The 22,323-nt window shown below is 52.9% G+C and carries 21 protein-coding genes and 3 pseudogenes; 8 read left to right on the top strand and 16 right to left on the bottom strand.

Annotated elements, in window-relative coordinates; all coding sequences use genetic code 11:
- The first annotated feature begins 6 nt into the window (after nt 1-6).
- A complete protein-coding gene (locus tag ACF0H7_RS27440) occupies nt 7-699 on the top strand; it encodes a flagellar motor protein MotB (RefSeq protein WP_397449950.1) in 693 nt (230 codons plus the stop codon).
- 95 nt (nt 700-794) lie between these two features.
- On the opposite strand, the gene ACF0H7_RS27435 is transcribed toward ACF0H7_RS27440, so the two are convergent.
- The 4 genes from ACF0H7_RS27435 to ACF0H7_RS27420 form a co-directional block, all read right to left on the bottom strand.
- The gene (locus tag ACF0H7_RS27435) at nt 795-1,943 is read right to left on the bottom strand and encodes a hypothetical protein (protein ID WP_397449949.1); all 1,149 of its coding nucleotides are present in this window, start codon (nt 1,941-1,943) and stop codon (nt 795-797) included.
- Nucleotides 1,940-2,692, bottom strand: a complete 753-nt coding sequence (locus ACF0H7_RS27430) for a hypothetical protein (protein ID WP_397449948.1) — start codon at nt 2,690-2,692, stop codon at nt 1,940-1,942. Before ACF0H7_RS27430 ends, ACF0H7_RS27435 begins: the two co-directional genes overlap by 4 nt.
- Before the next feature lie 78 nt (nt 2,693-2,770).
- Nucleotides 2,771-4,045: a DUF445 domain-containing protein gene (locus ACF0H7_RS27425; RefSeq protein WP_397449947.1), complete on the bottom strand. Its 1,275-nt coding sequence runs from the start codon at nt 4,043-4,045 to the stop codon at nt 2,771-2,773.
- Nucleotides 4,046-4,087: 42 nt separating this feature from the next.
- Entirely contained in the window at nt 4,088-4,792 is a 705-nt protein-coding gene (locus ACF0H7_RS27420; RefSeq protein ID WP_397449946.1) for an NUDIX hydrolase, read from the bottom strand.
- Between the two features lie 189 nt (nt 4,793-4,981).
- On the opposite strand from ACF0H7_RS27420, the pseudogene ACF0H7_RS27415 reads away from it, so the two are divergent.
- Nucleotides 4,982-5,297: pseudogene (locus ACF0H7_RS27415) on the top strand (hypothetical protein); the annotation flags it as partial.
- A 50-nt stretch (nt 5,298-5,347) separates the two neighbouring features.
- Here ACF0H7_RS27415 and ACF0H7_RS27410 read toward each other — a convergent pair.
- Nucleotides 5,348-5,961 (bottom strand): annotated as a pseudogene (locus tag ACF0H7_RS27410) (tyrosine-type recombinase/integrase); the annotation flags it as partial.
- Between the two features lie 495 nt (nt 5,962-6,456).
- On the opposite strand from ACF0H7_RS27410, the gene ACF0H7_RS27405 reads away from it, so the two are divergent.
- Entirely contained in the window at nt 6,457-7,053 is a 597-nt protein-coding gene (locus tag ACF0H7_RS27405) for a carbohydrate porin (protein ID WP_397449945.1), read from the top strand.
- A 300-nt stretch (nt 7,054-7,353) separates the two neighbouring features.
- Here the strand turns inward: ACF0H7_RS27405 and ACF0H7_RS27400 are convergent, their stop codons facing one another.
- A complete protein-coding gene (locus ACF0H7_RS27400) occupies nt 7,354-8,202 on the bottom strand; it encodes a hypothetical protein (RefSeq protein WP_397449944.1) in 849 nt (282 codons plus the stop codon).
- 298 nt (nt 8,203-8,500) lie between these two features.
- Here ACF0H7_RS27400 and ACF0H7_RS27395 point away from each other — a divergent pair, with 298 nt between their 5' ends.
- Both ACF0H7_RS27395 and ACF0H7_RS27390 read left to right on the top strand, forming a co-directional pair.
- Nucleotides 8,501-8,692: a helix-turn-helix transcriptional regulator gene (locus ACF0H7_RS27395; protein ID WP_397454035.1), complete on the top strand. Its 192-nt coding sequence runs from the start codon at nt 8,501-8,503 to the stop codon at nt 8,690-8,692.
- A gap of 367 nt (nt 8,693-9,059) precedes the next feature.
- A complete protein-coding gene (locus tag ACF0H7_RS27390) occupies nt 9,060-9,716 on the top strand; it encodes an inovirus Gp2 family protein (RefSeq protein WP_397454034.1) in 657 nt (218 codons plus the stop codon).
- A 100-nt stretch (nt 9,717-9,816) separates the two neighbouring features.
- Here ACF0H7_RS27390 and radC read toward each other — a convergent pair whose 3' ends face one another.
- The 6 genes and pseudogenes from radC to ACF0H7_RS27360 form a co-directional block, all read right to left on the bottom strand.
- The gene (gene radC, locus ACF0H7_RS27385) at nt 9,817-10,314 is read right to left on the bottom strand and encodes a DNA repair protein RadC (protein WP_080520279.1); all 498 of its coding nucleotides are present in this window, start codon (nt 10,312-10,314) and stop codon (nt 9,817-9,819) included.
- A 46-nt stretch (nt 10,315-10,360) separates the two neighbouring features.
- The gene (locus tag ACF0H7_RS27380) at nt 10,361-11,278 is read right to left on the bottom strand and encodes a hydrolase or metal-binding protein (protein ID WP_397449943.1); all 918 of its coding nucleotides are present in this window, start codon (nt 11,276-11,278) and stop codon (nt 10,361-10,363) included.
- 106 nt (nt 11,279-11,384) lie between these two features.
- Nucleotides 11,385-12,389, bottom strand: a complete 1,005-nt coding sequence (locus ACF0H7_RS27375) for a YqaJ viral recombinase family protein (RefSeq protein ID WP_397449942.1) — start codon at nt 12,387-12,389, stop codon at nt 11,385-11,387.
- A gap of 116 nt (nt 12,390-12,505) precedes the next feature.
- A pseudogene (locus ACF0H7_RS27370) lies at nt 12,506-13,472 on the bottom strand (DUF932 domain-containing protein).
- Between the two features lie 66 nt (nt 13,473-13,538).
- Nucleotides 13,539-13,868: a hypothetical protein gene (locus ACF0H7_RS27365; RefSeq protein WP_008436736.1), complete on the bottom strand. Its 330-nt coding sequence runs from the start codon at nt 13,866-13,868 to the stop codon at nt 13,539-13,541.
- Between the two features lie 489 nt (nt 13,869-14,357).
- A complete protein-coding gene (locus ACF0H7_RS27360) occupies nt 14,358-15,371 on the bottom strand; it encodes a GlxA family transcriptional regulator (RefSeq protein ID WP_397449941.1) in 1,014 nt (337 codons plus the stop codon).
- Nucleotides 15,372-15,425: 54 nt separating this feature from the next.
- Here ACF0H7_RS27360 and ACF0H7_RS27355 point away from each other — a divergent pair, with 54 nt between their 5' ends.
- Nucleotides 15,426-16,157: a DJ-1/PfpI family protein gene (locus ACF0H7_RS27355; RefSeq protein ID WP_397449940.1), complete on the top strand. Its 732-nt coding sequence runs from the start codon at nt 15,426-15,428 to the stop codon at nt 16,155-16,157.
- A 308-nt stretch (nt 16,158-16,465) separates the two neighbouring features.
- Nucleotides 16,466-16,852 carry a nuclear transport factor 2 family protein gene (locus tag ACF0H7_RS27350; RefSeq protein ID WP_025110502.1) on the top strand — a complete coding sequence of 129 codons (387 nt, stop codon included), beginning with the start codon at nt 16,466-16,468 and terminating at the stop codon, nt 16,850-16,852.
- A 337-nt stretch (nt 16,853-17,189) separates the two neighbouring features.
- Here the strand turns inward: ACF0H7_RS27350 and ACF0H7_RS27345 are convergent, their stop codons facing one another.
- From ACF0H7_RS27345 to ACF0H7_RS27330, 4 genes are all read right to left on the bottom strand, one after another.
- Complete coding sequence (locus ACF0H7_RS27345) at nt 17,190-17,672, bottom strand: copper chaperone PCu(A)C (RefSeq protein ID WP_397449939.1); 483 nt, start codon at nt 17,670-17,672, stop codon at nt 17,190-17,192.
- Nucleotides 17,672-18,277 (bottom strand): SCO family protein, encoded by a 606-nt coding sequence (locus tag ACF0H7_RS27340; RefSeq protein ID WP_397449938.1) that lies wholly within the window; start codon nt 18,275-18,277, stop codon nt 17,672-17,674. Before ACF0H7_RS27340 ends, ACF0H7_RS27345 begins: the two co-directional genes overlap by 1 nt.
- A gap of 372 nt (nt 18,278-18,649) precedes the next feature.
- Nucleotides 18,650-19,390 (bottom strand): SDR family oxidoreductase, encoded by a 741-nt coding sequence (locus ACF0H7_RS27335; protein ID WP_397449937.1) that lies wholly within the window; start codon nt 19,388-19,390, stop codon nt 18,650-18,652.
- 265 nt (nt 19,391-19,655) lie between these two features.
- On the bottom strand, nt 19,656-20,645 hold the full coding sequence (locus ACF0H7_RS27330; RefSeq protein WP_397449936.1) for a GlxA family transcriptional regulator: 990 nt from the start codon (nt 20,643-20,645) through the stop codon (nt 19,656-19,658).
- A 356-nt stretch (nt 20,646-21,001) separates the two neighbouring features.
- Between ACF0H7_RS27330 and ACF0H7_RS27325 the strand changes: the two genes are divergently transcribed.
- Nucleotides 21,002-22,276 (top strand): MFS transporter, encoded by a 1,275-nt coding sequence (locus tag ACF0H7_RS27325; RefSeq protein WP_397449935.1) that lies wholly within the window; start codon nt 21,002-21,004, stop codon nt 22,274-22,276.
- The last annotated feature ends 47 nt before the right edge of the window (nt 22,277-22,323 follow it).

The raw sequence follows: 22,323 nt of genomic DNA, 5'->3' as shown, positions 1-22,323 counted from the left end.
CCGACCATGAGAGAAAAACCCAGCGAATGGATTTCCATCTCGGACCTCATGGCAGGTGTCATGGCGGTGGTGATGCTCATGCTTGTCGTTTCGGTGCTGCAGAACAAAGCGGCCGAGGCGGCAATGCGAGTCGAGAAGGAGCAGATGGAGGCAGCGCGTCAGGCTGAAAAAGCCCAAGGCGCGGTAACCCAACAAACGCGCCTGAGTGCTCTACTTGAAGCTATGCGCTCAGACCTTGCGCACAGCGGTGAAGGTGGTCTGATCGACGTCGATATCAAGAATCGTCGACTGACATTACCGGACAACGCCTTTGGTCGTGGCAGTGCTTGTATTACTGATGAGGCCAAGCGGGCGCTCACGCAATTGAGCGTTCGCGTCGCCACTTTTATTCAGGATTATGGGCAGGGCCAAGTGCTAGTTGAGGGGCATACAGACAACGTGCCGGTGAGTCGGCCGGTGACTGATTTCGCACGGTATTGCACGGTCTATGACGATAACTACACGCTCTCCGCTGCTCGGGCACGAGAGGCGCGCAAGTTGTTGGTGTTGGCACTGAACGGGCAACAAGCCCTGCGGGTGATCGTGGCCGGTTATGGTGATTCCAAGCCTAAGCCGGGTGTTGACCCAGCGAGTGCCGAGAACCGCCGGGTTGAAGTGCAGTTGGTTGTGTCCCAGGAGGATCGCTCGCTCGGGCGTTGATCATTATTAAAGGGCACGGCGTTGTACGGCGTGCCCTTGGACAGACAATTTAACGGCCCGCGCTGCTTGGGATCCGGTAATTGAAGCCTCAAAGGTCAGCCGTGCAACCTGGCGACACCAACACACTCATTTCCCTGCATCTTCAGTTCGAGGACGACATTGCGCGTGTCTAGTATTGCCTGGCCAATTTCACGCAGACGTCCGGTACTATCTGTCGTGAGTTTGAGTAGCCTTTTTTCTTGGGCCTTCAGCAAGGATTGCCGTCGCACATCAAGCTCTGCGTTGGATTCGGTAAGAGCTGACATCTTGTTCGCTTTTTCCTTGTAGGCACTGCGAAACTGCTCAACGATGCCCTGTTTACCCTCGAACGTGTCAGCAACCCTGCTGAGGTCGTCAAAGCGGACTTGCACCAGTTGCGCCTGCCCTGGAAAGGTATCGAGCAACCGGCAGGCGACCATTCGAGCAGCCAGGCAGAGATGAGACTGCTCGAGCGAATGACTAAACCTTTCTAGCGTGATCTCCAATGCCGCTTTCAACTTTTTAGTACCAAAGGTGGTTGAAATATTCAGCTTGTGGATACTCTGTGTTATGTCTTCAAGTTCGAGTTTCAGATGCTTCTGGATTTGCCCAAGCTGCACTTCTTGGGCTTCAAGCTGAATATGTACTGACTGGTTATGCTGTCCGTTCAAAAGAGTGGGTGCGATTTGACGCAGGTATTCAATGCTGCCGGTGATCTGGCCTTCTCGCTTGTTTTGCTGAAACTGCTCGAGGCGTTCTACACCGGCGAGGATGTCACTCAACTTGGCACTGATGTCTGCCAAATGCTGTTGAGCTACAACGGCGGACGCAATCTGAAACAGCGCAGCTGAACTGACAAGATTCGCCAGGTTGTTGTCCTGAAACAATCTTGCGTGTTCGGTAAACTTCCCGTCGGTAGATCTGGAGAAAGCACGCAGGCCGTTGCCATCCTTTGCTGCTGACAGAGGACCATTAATCTCGACTCGAAAATACTGATTTGTTTGCACAACGCCAGTCGTGATGAGGTTGGGAATTGTCTGCAGCAGGGGCAATAGGCGGCTCAACCCCAGCTTTGTTACGTCGTTGCTGTCACCGTGATCTGTAGCAGTTGGCAGTGACATTGCCTTTACCGCAAGCACAGGCTTGTTTTCGTCTGAGCCAACCAGCCATTGCTCTCCATCGTTTGGTTTGGTGAGCCCTTTGATACGGGTAATTTCTCCAGTCATGGTTTAGCTCCTGGTAAACGAGGCAGCATGCCTTTCTGTCGGATGTAAGCGATCTGAACGACGCAGGGCAAAGTGATTCGATAGGCCGGCGAGGCCAGAGAATAACCCGCTAGTGCTGCTCCGACAGCGATACCGATTGGACCAAATACTGCGCCAGCCATACGGCCCATAATCATCTCAGCACCCAATACCGCACCTGCTCCGAGCAGGTTGGCCCCGAGTGAAGCTGAAATAAACGACGTCACACTCAGCGTTGCCGCCTCTCCGAAGCCCAAGCGATTCAAGAAGTGGGCGAAAGAAAAAGGGCTGGCGGCGTCGGACTCACCAAACTTGTCTGCAAACTGCGCGCGTTCTTCTTCAGACATTTTGTCCCATGCTTTGCCCAGCAATCGACGCAAGACATCGAGCTCCCGGGCGGCGAGATCGTCAGTGTCGGTAGCCTTGCCGCCAACATGCGACAGCACGTCCGAGACGATCTCCTTGTAGGTGACACCGCCACGCCGGAACAGATTGGCAACACTGTTTCCGCCGAACATGCGCAATTCATGGATCAGCAACTTCAGCAGTTCTTCGTCGAAGACTTTTTCTTTACGGGCCTCGTGCAGGAAGTCCTTGACCGTGCTGGCAAGCGAGACCCGGCCTTTACCCGCGTCTGTTAAGTAATCCACCAATAAACAAACATCATCAGGCTCAGCTGCCAGCAACAATGCAAGCAACGGCTCGTCGCCGGCAATATCTATATCTGACATCTATTCATCCCTCAGTAAAACGAAACCCGTTAATAATATTTTATCGTCGCAGGTGTCCAGCTCAACGTGATCTTGGTTTTATCCCACCAAAACCTGCGTCCCCACATGTATTACCACCCCTACCAACCCGCCCACCAACGTCCCGTTGATCCGAATGAACTGCAGGTCCTTGCCCACATGCGCCTCTAGTTGCTCCACCAACTCCTCCTCATTCCACGCCTCGATCCGCTCGGCGATGTAGCTACCGATCTGCGCCCGGTAGCGCTCGACCATTGGCCCGGCGAGGGCGAGGATTTGTTCATTGATCCAACTTTGCATGGCTGTATCTTCGTTCAAGGCTTCGCCAAGTTTGAGCGCGCCAGCGTTCAAGTGCTGGCGCAGGGTGGAGGTGTCGCTGTTGATATCGGCTTCGAACCAGTCGACCACATCGTCGACCAGGCCGGTGAGGTAGCTGTGCAGCGCTGGGTGTTGGATTAGTTGGGCGCGGAGCTGGTTGGCGCGTAAGCGGAATGCCGGGTCGTCCTTGAGTTTGGCGACCAGAGCGAGCAGTTGCTCGTCGAATTCTTTCCGCAGTTCGTGCTCGGGGTCTTTGTTTATTTCACTGATCAGGTCGCAGATACGCTTGACCAGCCTTTCTGCTGTCCAGGTACCTGCTATTCCGGCGAAGGATATTTCCTTACCAAACAGGTTAACCGGCGAGTAACCCAGCTCGGCAGCGATCAGGTCGGCAATGCGTTTTTGCGTGGCTTCGCTTTGCATCATGAGGTCGACCTGGTCGAGTACGCCGTCGAGCACTTCTTGTGCCCTGTCATCGTCGGTAAGCACTTCAAGCAGTTGGCCGCTCATGCGCGCGAGGTTGATTTGTTCCAGTCGGGCGAAGGCGGTGCTCCGAACGAATTGGCGTACGCGTTCGTCGCGCAGGGCGCCGACGCCATGGCTGGCCAGGCGCACGGCGAGACCTGAGAGTGCGCTCGCGTTGGCGGGGTCCGAGAGCCATTGCGCGATGCGTTTGGCGGCATCGAATTCGCTAACTTTGGCGAGGACTTGTTCGCGAGAGAGGAAGTGCGTGCAGATGAAGTCGCCGAGATTGGCGCCGATGCGCGACTTGTTGCGCGGGATGATCGCGGTGTGCGGGATCGGCAGACCGAGTGGGCGGCGGAACAATGCGGTGACGGCGAACCAGTCGGCGATGGCGCCAACCATGGCGGCTTCGGAAAACGCCTTGAGGTAGCCGGCGAACACCGGTTGTGTGTGAGCCAGTTCAAGCGCCGTCACGTAGAGCGCAGCCGCCATCAACAACAGCCCGGAAGCAACTGCCTTCATCCGGGCCAGCGGCGTGTGAAGTCTCAACATCAACGAATCCTTGTACGGGTAGTGCGTCGGGGTGTGAGGTGTTCAGTCCTGGCCGCGCTGCGAGCACTGGACGATAGGGCGGTAACCCCCAATGGGCTCGCCTGAAAGTTCTAGAGCGCTTAGGGTTTTCTGCAAGGCAGTCAGTACGGGTTTATCGGCGGCACCGTTGAGCAGGCCGGGTAACGCTTCGAGCGGCGAGAGACTCACGGCCTGACTTTCCCAGCCCATAGTGGCCGGTGTGCCGCCGACGCGTTCGGCCAGGTAGAGGCGGGTCATTGTGGCGGTGCGTTTGAAGTCGCCTAGCACGCTATGGATTCGGATGCGCAGCCCGGCCTCTTCCCAGCATTCCTTGATGGCGGTGGCTTGCATCGACAGGCCAGGGTCTTGTCGGCCTTTTGGAAACGTCGCTTGATAGCCGCCGAACTGGTTGCTGGGGTGCACCACCCAGACGCGGCCATCGGGTTCGATGATGACGGCGCCAGCCGCTATATTTTTGTCCAGCGCGACCATGCTGGCTTCGGGGAAGTGTAGGTTGATGCCTGTATCCTGGTTCCAGTCTTCGCGGGTGTGCGGCGGGTTTAGCCAAGGCTGCAAGGCGATGCCGTTGAGGATGGGCGGCAGTTCACCGTCCGGCAGGCAGGTGGCAATGGCTTCATCATCGTGCCAAGTGCCCATCGCCGTGACAGTGCTGGGGTTGTGGAGGTGGACCGGTTTGCCGTGATCATCCTTGCGGGGGTGCAGGGGCATTTCGCGCTCCTTGGTGGGCGTCGACGAAGCTGCAACAAAATCTCATAGTTATCCACCTATGGATCCAAATCTTTAATGAGTGGTAGCTTATCGCCATGCGGTGGCAACGTGTGTCGTGTTCACCTGCTATTTCTTACAAATTTCGCTCCGGCACTGCTCCTCGCCGCCAGCCTCAAGGAACATTTTGGAATGGATTACCCGCTCAAGGCCCGCCATCGTCTCGAGCGCGATGCCCACCACCCGAACCTGGCTTTGCGTGTGCGCCGGGCTTTTAGGTGGCTGAACCGAGCCGAGCAGGTCGAAGATGTGGACGGGCGTTTTATCTTTTTATAGATTGCCTTTAACGCGGCCTATGACACGGACATTGATGAGTAGCATCGGTTGTCCGAGCATGAGTCGTTCAAGGATTTTTTTGCTCAAGCTATGCAGGTAGGACACCGGGTACCTAAGCGAGAAACTGGTGTGGTCAGAGTTCGCTAGCAGTATCCGTGCGCTGTTGGATAACGCCCTAGGCGTCCATGACCTTCTGGCGAAAGTTAGCCTAGCCGTAACTCGCTATCGCATAGAAACAACTTTCAGGCCTTTGGTTCCTTGAATTGCTGAAACTGACGGCTGCCAGTAGCGGCATTCTGAATGTGTTCGCTCCACCAGATCATCATGGGGCGTCTTCGTTCGATGTAATCCGCGCGATTATAGGCGCTGCGCACCTCATCTTTGTCCACGTGTGCAAGCGCGACCTCGATTAGCTGGGGTTCCATCTCTGCTCGTTCAGGAGGGTACTGGCCATAGAACGCATGCCGTGGCTCACCAACCGACCTTCAAAGCCCATACGTTTCAAGGCCATGTTTGCTGTCTGGCTATTGCAATGATCCCGTGGGTCTCTGTCCGCCGGAAACACGTACTCTCTGTGGCCGTTGTAGGGCTTGATCGTCTCTAGCAGAGCAGTGCGTGTTCGGTCAGCGGTATGACGTGAGCGCGTCGCTTCTTCATACGCTCCGCTGGGATTGTCCAGATTTTTTGTCGAGATCGATGTCAGTCCAGGAAGTCGTCGCGGCTTCCGCAGGGCGGGTCATGGTGTGGAGTTGCCATTCGATCAGGCAGGGGTTTGTTCTTTTTATGCTCGCATTGGCGATGGCGACCATCAGTTCTGGCAGTTCTTCAGGGCGTAGTCCTTGTCTTTCGGCGTTACCGCTTTGAGCTGACGGTCAGAGAGGTGGGTGGTATGGGCGCACATGAGGTGTTCCATGACATCAATTGGTATTCCAAAAATTACGACTGAAGGCCTTGGAATACCAGGTTACGTGGATTGTGCCGGACGTCCGTGGACGCTAATAGACCCTAAGGGTTTGATTTTTCTGAATTTGAGGCATAAAAAAAGACGTCCGGGGGACGTCTTTTTTTATGGATTTGGTGGGCCGGGGTAATCTGAATTGATTCTATAACATGTTGATTATTATAGATTATTTTCGGTTAAATTTTTTATTGGAATACCTTTTGGAATACCATTCGCGAATCTTCTTAAATTCCTACCTTTACGTCGATCAATGCTCAATTCCACAGCTGTTCGTCGGATCTCACTTTTGAGCGGAGCCAACGGCTTCTGATAGCCATTGCTGGCGATTGTGCATTCCTTCACTCGCTCTGGCGAGTCAGCACATGCCATATTGCCTTCGAGTACAGCAAATGGGCGGTCTCTATTACTTCCTGCTCCAACGCCCGGCGAATACCGCGTCGGCGGCTACTACAGTACTACCAAGGCTGACGATTTCTATCTTGCTGCGGACAGGGCACAGGAGCCGCTGAGCGATATAGGCTTCAAATCCCACAACAACAAACACGGCGCCTGGTGGGTGGTGCAGCATCAGGTCTACAAGGATGCGACCAACCCGGCCCGGGCGCTGACCTTGTTCAGCGACGCCACTGTGCATGACAAGGCCACCAACAAGATCGATCGCTACATCCAGGCCGGGATGTTCTACATCAGCCCATTCGATTCACGGCCCAATGACAAGATCGGTTTCGGTGTCGCCACCATCCACGTCAATAACCGCTTCAAGGATCTCGAACAGCTGGAAAACACCGTTTCCGGCGCTGACGACTACAACGCCCCGCTGTTCATCCCGCCTCAGCACTCGGAAACCAAAGTGGAGCTTTACTACGGCTTCCTGGTCAGCAAATGGCTGACTGCGCGGCCAAACATTCAATACGTGGTGAGTCCTGGCGGCGTCAACGATGTCGACAATGCGTGGATTGCCGGTTAGAAGTTTGAAACCACGTTGTAGTGCAAGAAGTGCCAGGTTTGGCGCGGGGCCCAGTTTCTTTACCTGCGTGAGTTATGAGAGCCCATAGTAGTTCAGTCGGGGAGGGCGGACCCAGGCCGTACAATATGCTCTGCATAACAGCTGCGTCACAGCGTGGCTTGGCACAATGTAAAGCAGGTAAATAGAGAGCAGCCATTGTATCGCTCTCTTGAGCTAGATCCTGCCGGGGCGGAAAATAATCCGAGAGTGAGGTCGGGTCTTGACCGGAGATCTATCAGGTATCTATTTCTGCAAAGTCCACTAATCTTGATTGAGTAGTTTGGAGTTTTTCAGTTTTTCAGCAATGTACGTAGCGTTTATCTCTTCTTGCGCTATGAGGATTTCTATTGCTCGAGCACGACTGATTTCATGTTGGTCGCATATTTTGTCTAAACTTCGTATGGCCTTGTCGGAAAGTATAAAGTTGTACTGAGACTTTCCTAATAGGTTGCTTCTGTATTTTTGCTGGCTCCATCGTGCTTTAATTTTAGTGAGGTAGAGCTCTCTTTGTTCGTTGATGATAAAGCTTTCGTCAAAATATATTAAAAGGTCTTCATAGTCTTCAAATGGGGGGCATGGGAGAGTGAGTTGAGTGTTCTTTGTAAGCCATTCCCACGCGAGCAAGATTTTTTGGTTGTCGTCTTTAAACCATCTGAAAGGTTTGTCAGTGTTTTTTTGTGATCTCCACAGTTCCTGTATGTTCTTCAGTTCAATACGCTTGTAGGTGATGTCGGCTTCCCAGCAGTCTGCGATGTAATACAGCCTGTCCATTCCATGTAGGTTTGTTGGGGTCATGAATGGAATAAGTCCTGAAGCGGTAAGTAATCGATTACTTACCCATGAGATTTGGCGTTTGCCCTCATCTATCCACTTGAAGTGATCCTGATGAAGTAGTTTTGCCGCTTCCTGTTGTTTCAAAGTCTCAGCGATGTGTGGGTTTAAGCTCAAGCACTCTGCGATTATGTTGCGCATCTCTCGCGGCGCTCTGTCGAGGGGGCCAATATTGAGCCCGTATTCTTGGAGGCGTTTCCATAGCCAAATATCCCTGCGGTCATTGACTAAATTGTCTCCCCAGAGCTGAGAAAGATGATCATTGATTCTGATGGACATTTTATAAGCCTTCTAGAAAAAATTCAGTAGCTTTATAGCACAAAAATAGAAAATTTGTATGAGCTTTATAGATTTTAACTAGAGCATTTATAGTAGATGAATTTTATTATAAGGCCGAAATTATGCGGTGTTTAAGACATCACGCTGCCGCCCATGGCAAGGGAGGGTGGCTTCTTACCATGCCCATTCTCTAGCCTCTGAGTGGTTCATTGACTCGTCGGTAGACAGGAGTTTCGTGGCCCTCAGTAAAGTTCTACTGACCTTGCCAATCCTCTGGACGAATACAGGAGATGCGTTCATGAGGATAATTCGATTGAAAGAGGTCATGGATCTCACTGGTCTTGCTAGATCCACTATCTACAAGTTTATTTCGGGAGACTCATTTCCTAAGCCTATTTCATTGGGTGACCGTTGCGTAGGTTGGCTGGAAAGTGAAGTCCACGAATGGATACTGGATAAAGTTAAAGAGCGGGATAAAGTTGTGAGCTAGAGTGCCTGAGATTTTGCTGTGGCTGGCTTTGGAAGTTTAATTGGATGGGTTCAATTAACACCACTAGGGATATGTTTCTTGGTGGTGATTTTCCGGAGCGGCTTTGACCTGTATGAAGTTGTATTTTAGCAAGGTTTGTGGGTAGTTTGTTTAGCGTTCTGCCGCCTGAGTGCTTCGGTATTGGTACTATGTTTATACAGTATCTCTATTGCGAGTTTGGTCTGTCTTTGCTGGTTAGGTATAGGGGAGTATCGGAGAGGCGGTAGGCCATCTAAGCAGAATGGTATTATGCTCTGCATTCTTGGTTGTAAGGTAAAAATGTACTAGGGAGCCTGACTATATGAAACTCAATACTCGGAGCTCCATTATGGCTAGACACTCAGGCAACACGAATTTAACCCTTCATTACGAAGGCTCCTATCAAGGCTTGACCGTGCAAGTGGATAAGGGGCCTTTCATTCAAGAGTACCTAAGTCGTCTTCATCAGACAGTGTCTCGAGCGCTTAATCAATACCCTCGTGTATTTGCACTCAGGTTTGATCTGCGGCTACCAGCTAACATTCAGCTACCCGATTACGCTTTCACGAACGAAGTTGTTGACCGCTTCATCGAATCCTTTAAAGCTAAGATCAAACACAATCGCCAAATGGCGAAACTTGTGAATAAGTACGCACACGACACCAGGGTTCGTTACGTCTGGGCCAGGGAGCAAGGGCAGCACGGGCGGCCACATCATCACTTTGCGATCTTGCTGAACTACGATGCCTTCAATGCGCTGGGTAAGCTCGAATCAGGCAGAGACAACATGTTTAATCGCTTGGAAGGAGCGTGGGCAAGCGCTTTAGGGTTATCAGTAGAGGCTGTCAGGGGATTGGTCGAGATTCCACAAAATCCTTACTATCACTTGTATCGCGACGAGATAGCCGGACAGGCAGCCTTCTTCCATCGTGCGAGCTACCTGTGTAAGTCGAGCACGAAGGTTTTTGGGGATGGTTCCCATGGTTTCGGGTGCAGCAGAACCTGAGCACAACGCTGAATCACGACAAAAAAAATAGAAGGACACCGTGCCGACGACCACCCTGGCAGTGCCAAAGGCGGTCCATCGGACGGTGTGTACATTGGAGTTAAAGGTAACCTCGTTCAGCCAGCGATACGCAGCCTTCATGACCTACAACGATGTGATCCAACGTCTGGGTGCCAATCATGCTAAGGGCGTTCTTGAGCGCCTGGGTTAGCGTGCGATCAGCTTGGCTGGGTTCAGGGTCGCCGGATGGATGGTTATGTACCAAAATCACCGCTGCCGCATTGTGCTCCAACGCAATCTTGACCACTTCTCGCGGGTAGACGCTGGCGCCATCCAGTGTGCCTCTGAATAGCTCCCTGAAGGCAATCACTCGATGTTTGCTGTCGAGCAGTAGTAGCGCAAAGACCTCGTGCTCGTGGTACTGCAGCAGTGTTTGCAGGTGGCTAAAAACCTGCTTTGGCTCCGTTAATGCCCGGCCTTTAGACAGACGGCTCATTGCCAATTGTTGTGCCATCTGCAGGATGTCAGCCTCGGTAACCGGGGATTCCATGACATAGGTACCGATTGTTTCACCGGCTATCAGCTTGTGATATTTCATTCGGGTATTCCTGAGCGAATAGGGAAGAACACAGAAGAGTTGATGGCTACTGAACCGAAGACCTGCTTTTGTGCTGCGAGGCTCGCGATTCCAGCTTCTGGGCAAGTGAGGGTTTGGCAGGCGCTGCCGGTGGAGGGGGGTTGAGTTCTATACGGCTGGGCTGATCTTCAATGACAGGGAAGAACTCCTCGACGATGGCACCGGTGTCCTCCACGGTGTCCTCAAAGGCCCCATTGTTAAAACCCTGCCGTGCCGCTTGATCCAAGGCGCTCTGGTCAAAGCCTGCGGCTTGACGGGTCTCCTCCAATTGCTTGGCTGCAAGTAAGGCATCCTCCATGCCCAGACCGCTGCGTACCGTGATGTCTACGTAGAAAATCGGTACACCGTGGCTTTGGCGAGTGGACTTACCGCGAAGACGCAACTCCAGCGGCAGGCAGGCCAGTCGATCGCCGGAGATGGCTTGCAGATAGTGCAGTCGCGCTGCCAGGGTGCGGATGCTGTTGTAGCCTGTGGTGCGAAAGACAAAACTACCCAGTGGATCGTCATCGCCAATCACCACGTTGAGCCGGCCGTAAGGTTTGCAGGCATTGCCTTGAGCCAGTGAACAGCCATCCGGTGAAGGGCAGGGCAACGACTGAATACCATCCTTGGTCAGACGCTTGCAGGTCTCACCATTGCCGACGCACAGCGGCCGGCCAGTATTACGGTCGAACAGGCTGTAGTCAGCCCGAAAGTTGAGGTCCGGCTCGTTGAACAGCAGCCGGATCGGAATGCTGCGCAGCTTGCCATCCTTACCATTGCGCAGTTCTTCGTTAAGGGGATGCAGCAACCAGCCGTCACGTACTTGGGAGGTGAGGGTAAATTGATCGTCCTTTTCTGGCAGACGCTTACCGTTCTTTTCGACGACTTTGCCGATGGAAATTCGGCCTAAAACCGGCGGTGTGATGGATAAACCTTTGAGCATGGGAGTTCTCCTGTCACTGAAATAAAAACGCCACCGAGACCGCACGAGCGACCAGGGTGGCATTGAAGGGAAAGGGCACGGGGATAAGGGAGGAGCGAACGATCGTTTAAGCCAGCAGAAAACGTCGACTACCGGCTTTGGTGGTCGAGTAGCGAACTTGCAGATGAGGCTTTTCTTTTAGCAGGCGGGGGATATCCAGAGCCAAGCTGTCTTTGGCTTTCTTCCACGTGATGCTGCCGGTCGCGAAGGTCGCCCGACTGGCATCGCCTATGGCCTGTTGCAGTGTTTGCTTAAGTTGAGCTTCCTGCGCCTCCTGCAGAGCAATCGACTTGCGCACGTTCTGCAGCTCGGTAAAGGCCGTGCAGAGCAGTGTGTTCTGGCTAAAGTCTAGGGTTTGTCCATTGTCTTGTGGATACAGACAGCGCAAAGCTTGCTCCGCTGAGGCCGAACTGTCTGCCGGCGGTGGGGTGTCACTGACAACGTAATCCCAGAAGAGCCGTTCCAGGTCGATCAGCCGAGCTATCAGTGACTCATCGCGCTCAATGCGATGGATTTCCAGGTGCTGACCTCCGAGCAGTACCGCCACATCCGCCGCCTGCTTGCCAGTCACGGCCAACTGGTGAATGACCTGCAACTGCACATACTCGGGCACGCCTTCTTTCCAGAGACGTGCGCCGTTTATGCCGGCGGTTTTGCATTCGAGAATCTGCACTTCTGACGCACCGATAACCTCACGGTCGATATTGGCCAGCATCCAGGCCAGTTTGGGATCAGGATGCTGCAGAACCGCATTGACCCGGCGGACCCGATGACCGCTGCGCCGGGTGTAATGGGATGCGACAATCGGCTCCAGGATGTTGCCCCAGTACGCGGGGCTTTCCTCATCCTGCGGATCGAGCATGGTTAGTAAGGTGTCACGCCCGGTTTTTTCCATCCACAGTTCCAGCTGTGATTTATAAGGGTTCAGGCCCACAGCGGCGGCGGCATCCGAACTGCCGATGCCTTGCTTGCGCACGGTCAACCAGTCCTCACGCGGCAGTTGTTTGGTGCCGACCAAGCGTAAGGCAGGACGGGGTTTAGTTCTGAGATGTAGTGGGGATTGAGTGCTCATAATCATTTCCTTGAGGCATAAAAAACGCCCAAGCAGCACGAAGCTGATCGATCAGGCGTTTAGGGAGTGGAAGAACAGAATGGGGAAGGGGTTGATGAGGACAGTGAAAACTAGGCCTAAGCTGCAAGTTGTAGCGCCGCCTCCAGCGCCCGTTGCTTGAGCTGTGCTCCTTGCCCGAACCAGGCAGAGTCCATGCGGTACTCGATGCTTCTCGCACGGCGTTCGTGGTCGACGTACTCCGTCACGGCGTTGAGCAGGCCCCAGGCGGTTCCTTGAGCTGACTCCAGGGTTGACCCGCGGCCCTGACCTTCATACAGGCATTGCACCTTGCGTAGCGCCCGCTCGTTGGGAAGTACTGCCGGTAGTGGCATGTTCGGATTGGCATCACACAGCACGTTCATGAAGAATCCCATGGCTTCATGCCGCTGAACTTTGCGTTCAGATAGCATTCGCATCCGGTGCATGAAGTTGTCCCATTGCGAGACGGCGATACCGAGTTGCTTTTTAACCGCCTGTGGATCGAAGCGCGTGCTATGCGGCACCTTGATCGCTTTGGCCGAACCGTCCAGCGCAATAGTCAACGTGTTATTGCAAACTACCCGCACAGTTGTAGGTGTGGCCGTGGTAGCCAAGGTACCGTCACAGGAGGTGGCCAGCAGGAGATAACCATTGACCTGATCGTTCTTTCAAGGTCGTATCTTGACCAGTGCGGGCCAGCGCCCAAAACTTGCGACCGCCTTTGAGTACGCCGGCCGTTTCCAGCTCGTAGCCCGATACTTCAGTGAGGTCCCGATAGAACTCCAAGACCTCGCGCGGCTGCACGACCTGGTAGCGCTGAGAAACCACGGACAACGGGGCCTTAGTATCGGAGCGGTAGAGAACCTTCTGGTCAGGGAAGGTGTGAATTGAGCCAAGTGCACCGATGCTATCGGATTTGAAATGCACCGGGCTGTCCTGGATCTTCCAGTCCATACCCGCTTCGCGCTGCCAGATTTCGATGGGTTGTTTTGGAGAAAGGCGACTACCCAGACCGTGCCAGGGAGTTGCGCCAACATAAGCCATTTGTTCAATGAGATGAGCCATGGGAATAGGTCCTTTGACAAAGGGGGAGCCCCTGTTTGCATGAGAAACAGGGGCTGACTCGATGAGTTAGCGATTAGCGCTGAAGCTGTAACCGCACTCTAGGCATTGATAGTTATTGAGTACCTTGTCATCGATCTGTTCACCGAGCGTGGCCCCGGCGATACCGCCAGCGACCCCTCCAAACAACCCCCCTAAAATCGCCCCAGCGACGCTCCCGATTGCGATACCTATTGGGCCTCCGGCGACACCTAAAACAGCTCCAGCTTCGGCGCCGGACAGAGCGCCAGCTGTACCACTGGCGGCGCCGCCTGCGGCACCGATCAAACCGCCTGCTTGTTTCCCAATATTTTTCGTGACGATGCGTCCAGAGTTACAACTTGGGCAAGGGCTATACATGCGCAGATCCTCTCAAATGATGAGCGTGCTAAGCGAAGTGCAGGCACGCCAAAATCCCAACTGCAGTCGATACAGGTGGGCGTTCATAGAGGTGATATAGGTCTGAAATATTTTTGATTATCCACGGGCGCATAGCCAATGGTCATGACACTCGAGCCGGAGGGAGTATGAGGCAAACCCGCCCTACAACTGACCGCCTATCGGGTCTCTCGGACCAGAAATCCATTGATAGCGCCCAGCTTTACGACAGTAAAGACTCAGGCTAAGGTGCTGGCATAAGGGCATGATTTTCTAGCATTTGTCCATGGGAAGTTCTTGGCTTCGCCGTAGTGAAACTACAGCGCTCCCATCCCGAATTTGTTGTGCCCCGAAAAATGCGCCGAGCGAGGTACTGTCATTGATCGCCAGCGGGATTGGCGATTGACGCATCAATGTGAGCGTGTCGGTCGTCCTGAAAATCCAAACCCATGGTTTGCGGGTATTTGGATTTTAGTTTACTGAGCTGAAACGACGACGGTACTCCGTCGGCGTCAGGCCAACGACCCTTCGGAACCGCGACCGGAAGGTCACCGCAGACCCGAATCCGGAAAGAAGTGCCGTTTGATCAATCGATGTATCGCTCTCCTCAAGCAATGCACGCGCTCGATCAATACGAGCGGTGAGAAGCCACTGTAAAGTTGTAGTACCGGTCTGTTCTTGAAATCGCCGAGCAAAGGTGCGAGAGCTCATGTTGGCACGAGCCGCAAGACTATCGACCGTATGCGAACTGTTCAAATTGTCTCGCATCCATTCGATCAAGGGCATTAAGCTCGTTGGAGAGCCTGGAAGCTCCTGACGAATAAACTGGGCCTGACCACCATCACGGTACAGTGGCGCGACCGCTAGACGGGCAGTGTTTGCCGCAACAGACTGGCCGTAATCGCGTCGCACGAGATGCAAACACATATCTAATCCTGCTGACGCGCCGGCCGAAGTCACGATGCTTCCTTCATCGACGAACAGAACATTAGGTTCTACTTGTATCTCTGGGTGAAGCTTGGCCAAGTCCTCGGCGAAACGCCAATGCGTAGTAGCGCGTTTTCCGTCAAGAAGACCGCTCGCGGCAAGGATAAAAGCCCCAGTGCAGATTGACGCCAATCGTGCACCACGAACATATGCCTCGCGGAGAGCGATTCTTACCGTCTCTGGAACCTCTCCAAACGGGTCTTCACACCCTGGAATGACAATAGTGTGGGCTAGCTCAAGACGGTCGAGGCCGTACCGCACATGCATATCAAAGCTAGCGGCCCGAATTGTCCGCTCGGGTGCGCACACCTCCACCTCGTATGCGTTCTTGTCATCGACCTGAGAAGCCAAGGCGAAAACCTGATAGGCGATACCAAAGTCCAACGGCACCACGTCATTCAATACCAGAACCGCAATCTTATGCACGGCGTTGACCCCCGCTCTCAAAATCAAATAACTGGCAGAAAACGATCGCTTGATGTCATTTAAGCCACTCACGTGTAGCGTCTAGCAGGAATACTCTTTAGTCAACTACGACGAGAGGAGACGGTAATGTCTGATGAGCTGAGCAATAAGATTCAAGACCGACAACTGCAGATTGGCATGGTAATTTTTCCTGGTTTCACTCTGCAGGACTTGGCTGGCCCACAGACGGCGTTCGGCCTTCATGCAAAAACTCACATAATCTGGAAGACCATGGAGCCCGTTCCCACGGATATGGGCGTCACCATGAACCCTACGATCACGATTGATGACGTTCCAGATAACCTAGACGTGCTGTTTGTCGCAGGTGGCGGAGGAACCCCTGAAATCATGAAGGACCGGGAGTTGCTCGATTTTATTGCTCGCGCAGGACAGACTGCCACCTATGTAACCGCCGTATGCACAGGCTCTGTACTTCTTGCCATGGCGGGACTATTGGAGGGCTACCGTGCAGCAACCTACTGGCCTTTCTACGAACCCCTCATAGCACTGGGTATCGAACCGAGCTACGAACGGGTATGCGTCGACAGGAACCGAATCACAGGTGGCGGTGTAACGGCAGGTATCGACTTTGCGCTGAAGGTCATCGCCGAGCTTAAAGGCCAGGATGCGGCAGAGTTTACGCAGCTCGTGCTCGAGTACGACCCGCAGCCGACAATGAACTCGGGGAATCCACGTACCGCGCGGCCGGAGATCGTCGCACAGATAAAGGGTCTGTGGGGGAGAACTGACGAGGCTGTGAGAGTCGCGAATGAGCATATGAAGCGTCGAGCGCAGTTATCAAAACTAGCTCCCGCGTGATCGTTGCTCTGTAACGTTGTTCTCGGCGGACCTTGGTCAGTCATTTCTGCGCCATGCCGCGGGGTCGCTCTAGGGGCAGTTCCTGAGCTGTAGTCATCGCCAAACAAAAAGCCCCTGCACTCCTACACGCAGGGGACTTGCCGTGGGAGTACCTGAAAATTGGGGGCTCGCGCAGCTAGGTCTGAATGCATCGATCCTACGCCAGGGAGCGAGCACTCGTTTTAATAACCATTGTGGTGATCGCAGTACGTGGTGCTGAGCGGCTCTAAAACTTGCACATTTCACTAAGTAGCTCTCGAGGATTCAACATGACTTCGCATATAAAACCAGTCGCCACGACTGAGTACGACGATGTAATTCAGGCAGCTCAAGCTTATATTGACGGTTATCGTTCTGGGGACATCGCTGGAATTGAGAAAGCCTTCCACGAAGACGCGATAATGTGGGGCTACACCGGCGATGAGCTGCTTCAAGGTCCAGCTGTTCCGGTATTTGCGAGTTTCTTCAAAGCACTGGGCGCTTCACCGAACACCCGCAGTCGCCTGGACATCTTGGCTATCGCACCCACAGCTGCAGTTGTCCGAGTGGACATGGAGAATGACGTTTTGGGCGCGAGCTTCCACGACTTTCTTTCGCTGCTCAAGATCGACGGTCAGTGGAAAATAATCTCGAAGATATTCCAACGATACGCCTAAGCAAGCGACGGAGCCGCATCGGATAAATTTAGCCCGTCAGATGCAAGATCCTCTTCCTCTAAGCCGATGCTAAAAGGCTTGAGCGCGCTAACCTGAGGTGCATCGCAACCAGACAAGGGTCGCGCGCGAGGTCACCTGAGATAAGCCAACAATTTTTTTGTGTTACACGCACGAAGGTAGCTAAGGCAAAAAAACTCTTTGCCTTAGCTTCATGCCGAATCTACTCGATAAACGCGGCCAGCGAATCCGACAACGTGGCTGGCGGCGTCGCCCAGTTTAAACGCTCGTCACGGTCAGCCACTTTCTTCTACTGGCGCTCATCGTTGAAACTATCGATTCATTTTGCGTCATCAGCCATATTTAAAGCTCGCGCGGTGGCCTCAACCTTGATCGATTCCTTCTCGCCCTTGGCGTTCTCTACCGTAAGATTCACAAGCACCTGGTCACCTTCTTTTACCTGTTTCATCAGGTCAATAAGCATAATGTGATAGCTGTGGGGATCCAGGATGACTGCTTTGCCAGCAGGCAAGGCGACGAACTCTACTGGTTGCATGCGCATCACGTCGTTCTTGATTGTCGACTGGTGAACTTGCACGAGTTTCGCCACCGGTGACTGGGCACTGAGCAGCTTGCTGTCGCTGCTTGCAGTTATCGTCATGAACGCACCAGTCGCTTGTTGTCCTGGCACTGTCGCGCGAACCCATGCGCCCTCTATCTGCGTTTGGGCTGAAACCTGGAAAGCCAGCCCTAGTAGAGAAAACCCAAGTACGATCTGTTTAACGTGTTGATTTATATTGGTCAAATTTGGACCTGAATACATTAGCAAATCTCCATGAGTGCAATCAGATCTTCTGCACATTGTTGTGCCGAAAGTGCTTGAGAAAATCCAAGGCGTAGCGTTCCTTGGTAGTCATACACATAGCTCGTCGATGAATGAGTAAGTGTATATGTTGACCCACTCGGTACTTTCTCGTAAAACACGCCAAACTCCTTGGCTGTAGCCGCCGTTTCTTCTAGCGTTCCGTAAAGCGCGATAAATGACGGATCAAAAGTTTTTACATAGGCGTCGAGGACGGCTGGTGAATCCCGTTCGGGATCAAGCGTAATAAAGATAACCTGAAGGAGGTAGCCATCCTTATCCATTATTTTTTTGATTTTAACTGCACGAGCCAAGGCGGTGGGGCAGACTGCCGGACATTGAGTGAATCCAAAAAAAATCATGGGCATCACGCCTCGATAACTTGAAAGCGTTCTTACCTCGCCGTCGGTGTCTTTTAGCCGGAATGTGCGCCCAAGAATTTTATTGCTTAAGTCTTTGCCGTATTTGTACGATAGCTCACCTCGGGTATCGCAGCCTGCCAGCATGCCGATACCTAGAAGTCCCATACCTGAAATCACCTTGCGGCGAGTCAACAAAACGCTCATTGATTCAAGCCTCTTTATACGAAAAAACCATAAATTGGATTAGCGTATCTTCTTTAAATTATTACTTCATGCATTGATCATGTGCTTGTCGATAGAAAAATACATCGGTTCAAGGTCGAGCTGATCACTAGTGCGATTGAGTTGAGGGTTTTGTCTCTAATACTTTTAACGGCGCCTCAACAACCGTAAAACGTGGGTCGCCTAACTAAGTATTCGCGCAAAGAAGATGTAAGTTCCCCAATCACCCTACTAGAATGACTGCTGGAAATCAGCCAGAACTACCAAGGTCTGTAGCCCCGGAATGGCGTTCAGTCTTACTATCAAGGTGCTTGGGGTAACTCGTCAGAGAGTCTGTAGGTAGATAAATCAGGACTACGCGTTTACGCCCCCGTCCACGCTCAACCCGGTACCGGTGATGTGTTTAGCGCCTGGGCTTGCGATGAACGCGACCGCCACTGCGACATCCTTCCCAGTACCGTATCGGCCTAATGCTGAATGAGCCCTCATCGCATCGGCGCCATCACCATCGGCAGGGTTCATATCAGTGTCCGTAGGTCCAGGATGCACCGTATTAACCGTGATACCGCGCGGTCCCAGCTCACGAGCAAGTCCTCGTGTAAAGGAAAGTAGGGAGGACTTGGACATGGAATAGACTGTGACCGATTCAAAGGCCACACGCTCCGCCAGACAGGAACCGATATTGATGATTCTTCCGCCCTCTCCAAGATAGGTAATAGCTGCTTGAGACGCCAAGATCACTGCTCTAATGTTTACGGCGATGATCTGGTCTATCTGATCCAGCGGCATTGTCTCTAGTTGGCAAATAAAAGCGACGCCCGCATTGTTTACTAGTATGTCCAACCCTCCTAAAAGCCTAGCTGCCTCATGTACAGAACGCGTAGCTGCTTGGGGATCCGCACTATCGGCCTGGATAGGGAAGGCTCTAACACCCAATCCCTCAATTTCTCTGGCCAGCTCCTCCGCCGCATCCCCAGAGCGAACATAGCTGGAAGCAATATCAGCTCCTTTTTCTGCCAACTCGATAGCGATAGCTGCGCCAATACCACGTGCAGCGCCAGTGATGAATGCACGTTTGCCTGAAAGTTCTTTCATGACTGTCCCATTAGTAGATTAGAGATTTACCGCGACCATTCGGGGTCACTAAGACCCAGAGGCTGAAGCTTAAGCGTCACTAGCGCTTTGCAAAACGACTTAGTCCCCTCGATTTACGCCACACGGTTTAGTCGGACTTGTTTCTCCTTCCGAAATTAGAATCTACTGATGAGGCGGCTTTACGAGGAATAGACTTTCGGTACAGCGCTGAAATACGCCGTTGCAACGAGGATTGCGCCGAGGGCAATAAACCCTGAGGGGGTAGTTAAGACACTTCAGCCTCAACCTTAACCTCATAAGCGCTAACACCCTGATGTGCGGCCAGCCGTCTGATGCTTTGAGGAGGGTGTCCAATAACTCTGATGAAGGCTCTGCGCATCCGCTCCGGATCCTTGAAACCGACCGAGTGTGCTATCAGTTCGATCGGTTCCGCCCCACGTTCAACGCGCAGCCTCGCGACCTCGACACGCAAACGCTCCACTGCTTTAGCCGGTGTTTCCCCCGTTTCCAGCAGAAAAGCTCGACCGAATTGACGCAAGCTGAGGCAAGCAATTGATGCCAAATGCTCTGTTGATAGCTGTTCGTTTAGATGCTCTCGCATGTAGGAAAGCACCTCCCTCATGCGATCCGTCGTCGGCTCCATATCGGCCATGGCCGAAAATTGTGATTGCCCTCCTGGCCGACGGTGATACACGACCATGGCGCGGGCGACCTCATGGGAAACAGCATTTCCCAGATCCTCCTCAATCATGGCCAGCGCCAGATCAATGCCCGCCGAGATGCCAGCAGACGTCCAGATGCCACCATCCTTGGTAAAGATATGATTGGGCTGGACCCGCACCTTCGGATAGTTGCGTTGCAGTCGTGCGGTTTGCCTCCAATGAGTAGTAGCTCGCCGACCATCTAACAGTCCCGCTGCAGCCAATAGAAAAGCCCCGGTGCAAACACTCGCAACTCGCCTAGTACCTTTCGCGGCCGCATTAGCGAGGTGGTCCGACACCATAGGAAGGTCATAGGGCTTGGAAAAAGCCTTACCGCCGACCACTATCAACGTGTCGTACGGGCTTGATCTGATCTTCTGACTCCTTACTTCTAGACCAGACGAACTCATCACAGGACCGCCCGACAATGAAACCACCGAACAGCAGTAAGGGTCTGGTACCCCAATCTCTTTAGCGATCTCAAAGGCGGCCAGCGGACCGCTAAGATCCAGAATCTGAAACTCGGGAAAGACCAGGAAAGCGATGTCACGCATGGAATTACCTTCTTAAAAAATCATAGATCCTGCTCGGAATTACTGTTCCCTGCCAGCGTCCTATTGGCCGATTTTCATACTGCTGGCCTCAAATCATCCTCCAAAAACTTTATGGCGAAAAGAGCAAAAAACCCTCAAAAAACGTCATCGTTCTTTCTCGCTTCTCAGTCCCGCTTCGCTATCACTCTTCCTGTTTGTGACACCTGCTCGCAATGCAGCTTGACGACCCAAAAGGAGGGAACTAAGTCCTTTCTCCCGCCATAAGTGACGTAGAGAATGCTCCAGTTTCTCAACAGGAGAGTCGTCATGGTTGTAAGGGCAGACAGCTCAAACCTTCTTGATTGGAGGCGGGCACAATGAGCACATCAAAATTATCGGAAGACATTTCAGCGCTAGAAAAGTCGTCAAGCCGATCGAATGTGGCGATACTGGCAATAGCTCAGGGTTTGTTCACGGCAGCCATCGCTATCGATCTCACATTGACCGGTTTGACGGGATATCAGCTCGCACCCGATAAATCGCTTGCGACTCTGCCCTTTGCACTGATCACCGTAGCAGGCGCGATTGCGACATATTTCGCATCCGCCCTCATGCAGAAGATAGGTAGACGGCGTGGATTTGTACTAGGTGCCCTCACTGGCGCGATAGGCGGATTGGTTTCCGTATGGGCAGTCTTCCTAAACTCTTTCTGGCTGTTTTGCATCGGGACAGCCGCCGTAGGTGTGTTCCAAGCATTCGCCCAGTATTACCGATTGGCGGCAACAGATTCGGAACCTGACAACCGCAAAGCACGCGCGATCTCGTTGGTGCTTGCGGGCGGAGTGATCGCCGCTTTTCTTGGGCCTTTGTTGGCGAGTTGGAGCGCGGATTTGTTCCCAGTCCTATTCGCCGGCTCGTACTTGATGGTATGCCTGCTGGGCCTTGCTTCTGCGGCATTACTTTGGCTGGGTTACCAAGATGCACTTCCAGAACCATTGGAATTGCACGACCACGAACAGCCGCCACGCAAATTACTCACTATATTCAGGCAACCTATTTCACTAGCGGCACTCTCGAATAATGTTATTGGCGGCGTGGTGATGATGTTCATCATGACCGCAACACCGCTGGCTGCTGTCGCCAGCAATCACTCCATAAATGATGGCGCCAGCATTATTCAATGGCATTTAGTGGGTATGTACGCGCCGTCACTATTCGCTGGGCGCCTGATTGCCCTATTCGGATTGCCGCCGATTTTATTCCTGGGAATGGCACTAAGTGCAGCTTGCGGATTGATTGCACAGTTTTCGGACAGCTTGATCGCGTTCTATATCGCGCTTCTTTTTTTAGGCGTCGGGTGGAATTTTATGTTTGTTGGTGGCACAACCTTATTGACTTCCTCCTACCATCCCTCCGAAAAGGCTAGGGTGCAGGGAGTGGCAGAGTTTATCCAATATACGTTCACTGCATTCGCCACTTTGGCCGCCGGCCCCATATTGCAATTACTTGGCTGGAAGGGCATGAATAATATTGTTTTTCCGCTAATCGCGGTATCCGCGGTTATTACCTTCAGGTGGATACGTGCCGACCGCAGAACAAAAATCGCCAATGGCGAACGCGTTCTAGACAATGAAAAGAGGTCGATGATGTGATTTTTCACGCATGCCGTGCACTGTAAAAAAACCGCGGTGTTGCTGGA

It is taken from the genome of Pseudomonas sp. NA-150, assembly GCF_044336365.1.
Lineage (GTDB): Bacteria > Pseudomonadota > Gammaproteobacteria > Pseudomonadales > Pseudomonadaceae > Aquipseudomonas.
The sequence above is the reverse complement of the archived record's forward strand: the minus strand, read 5'-3'. Positions and strand labels throughout refer to the sequence as shown.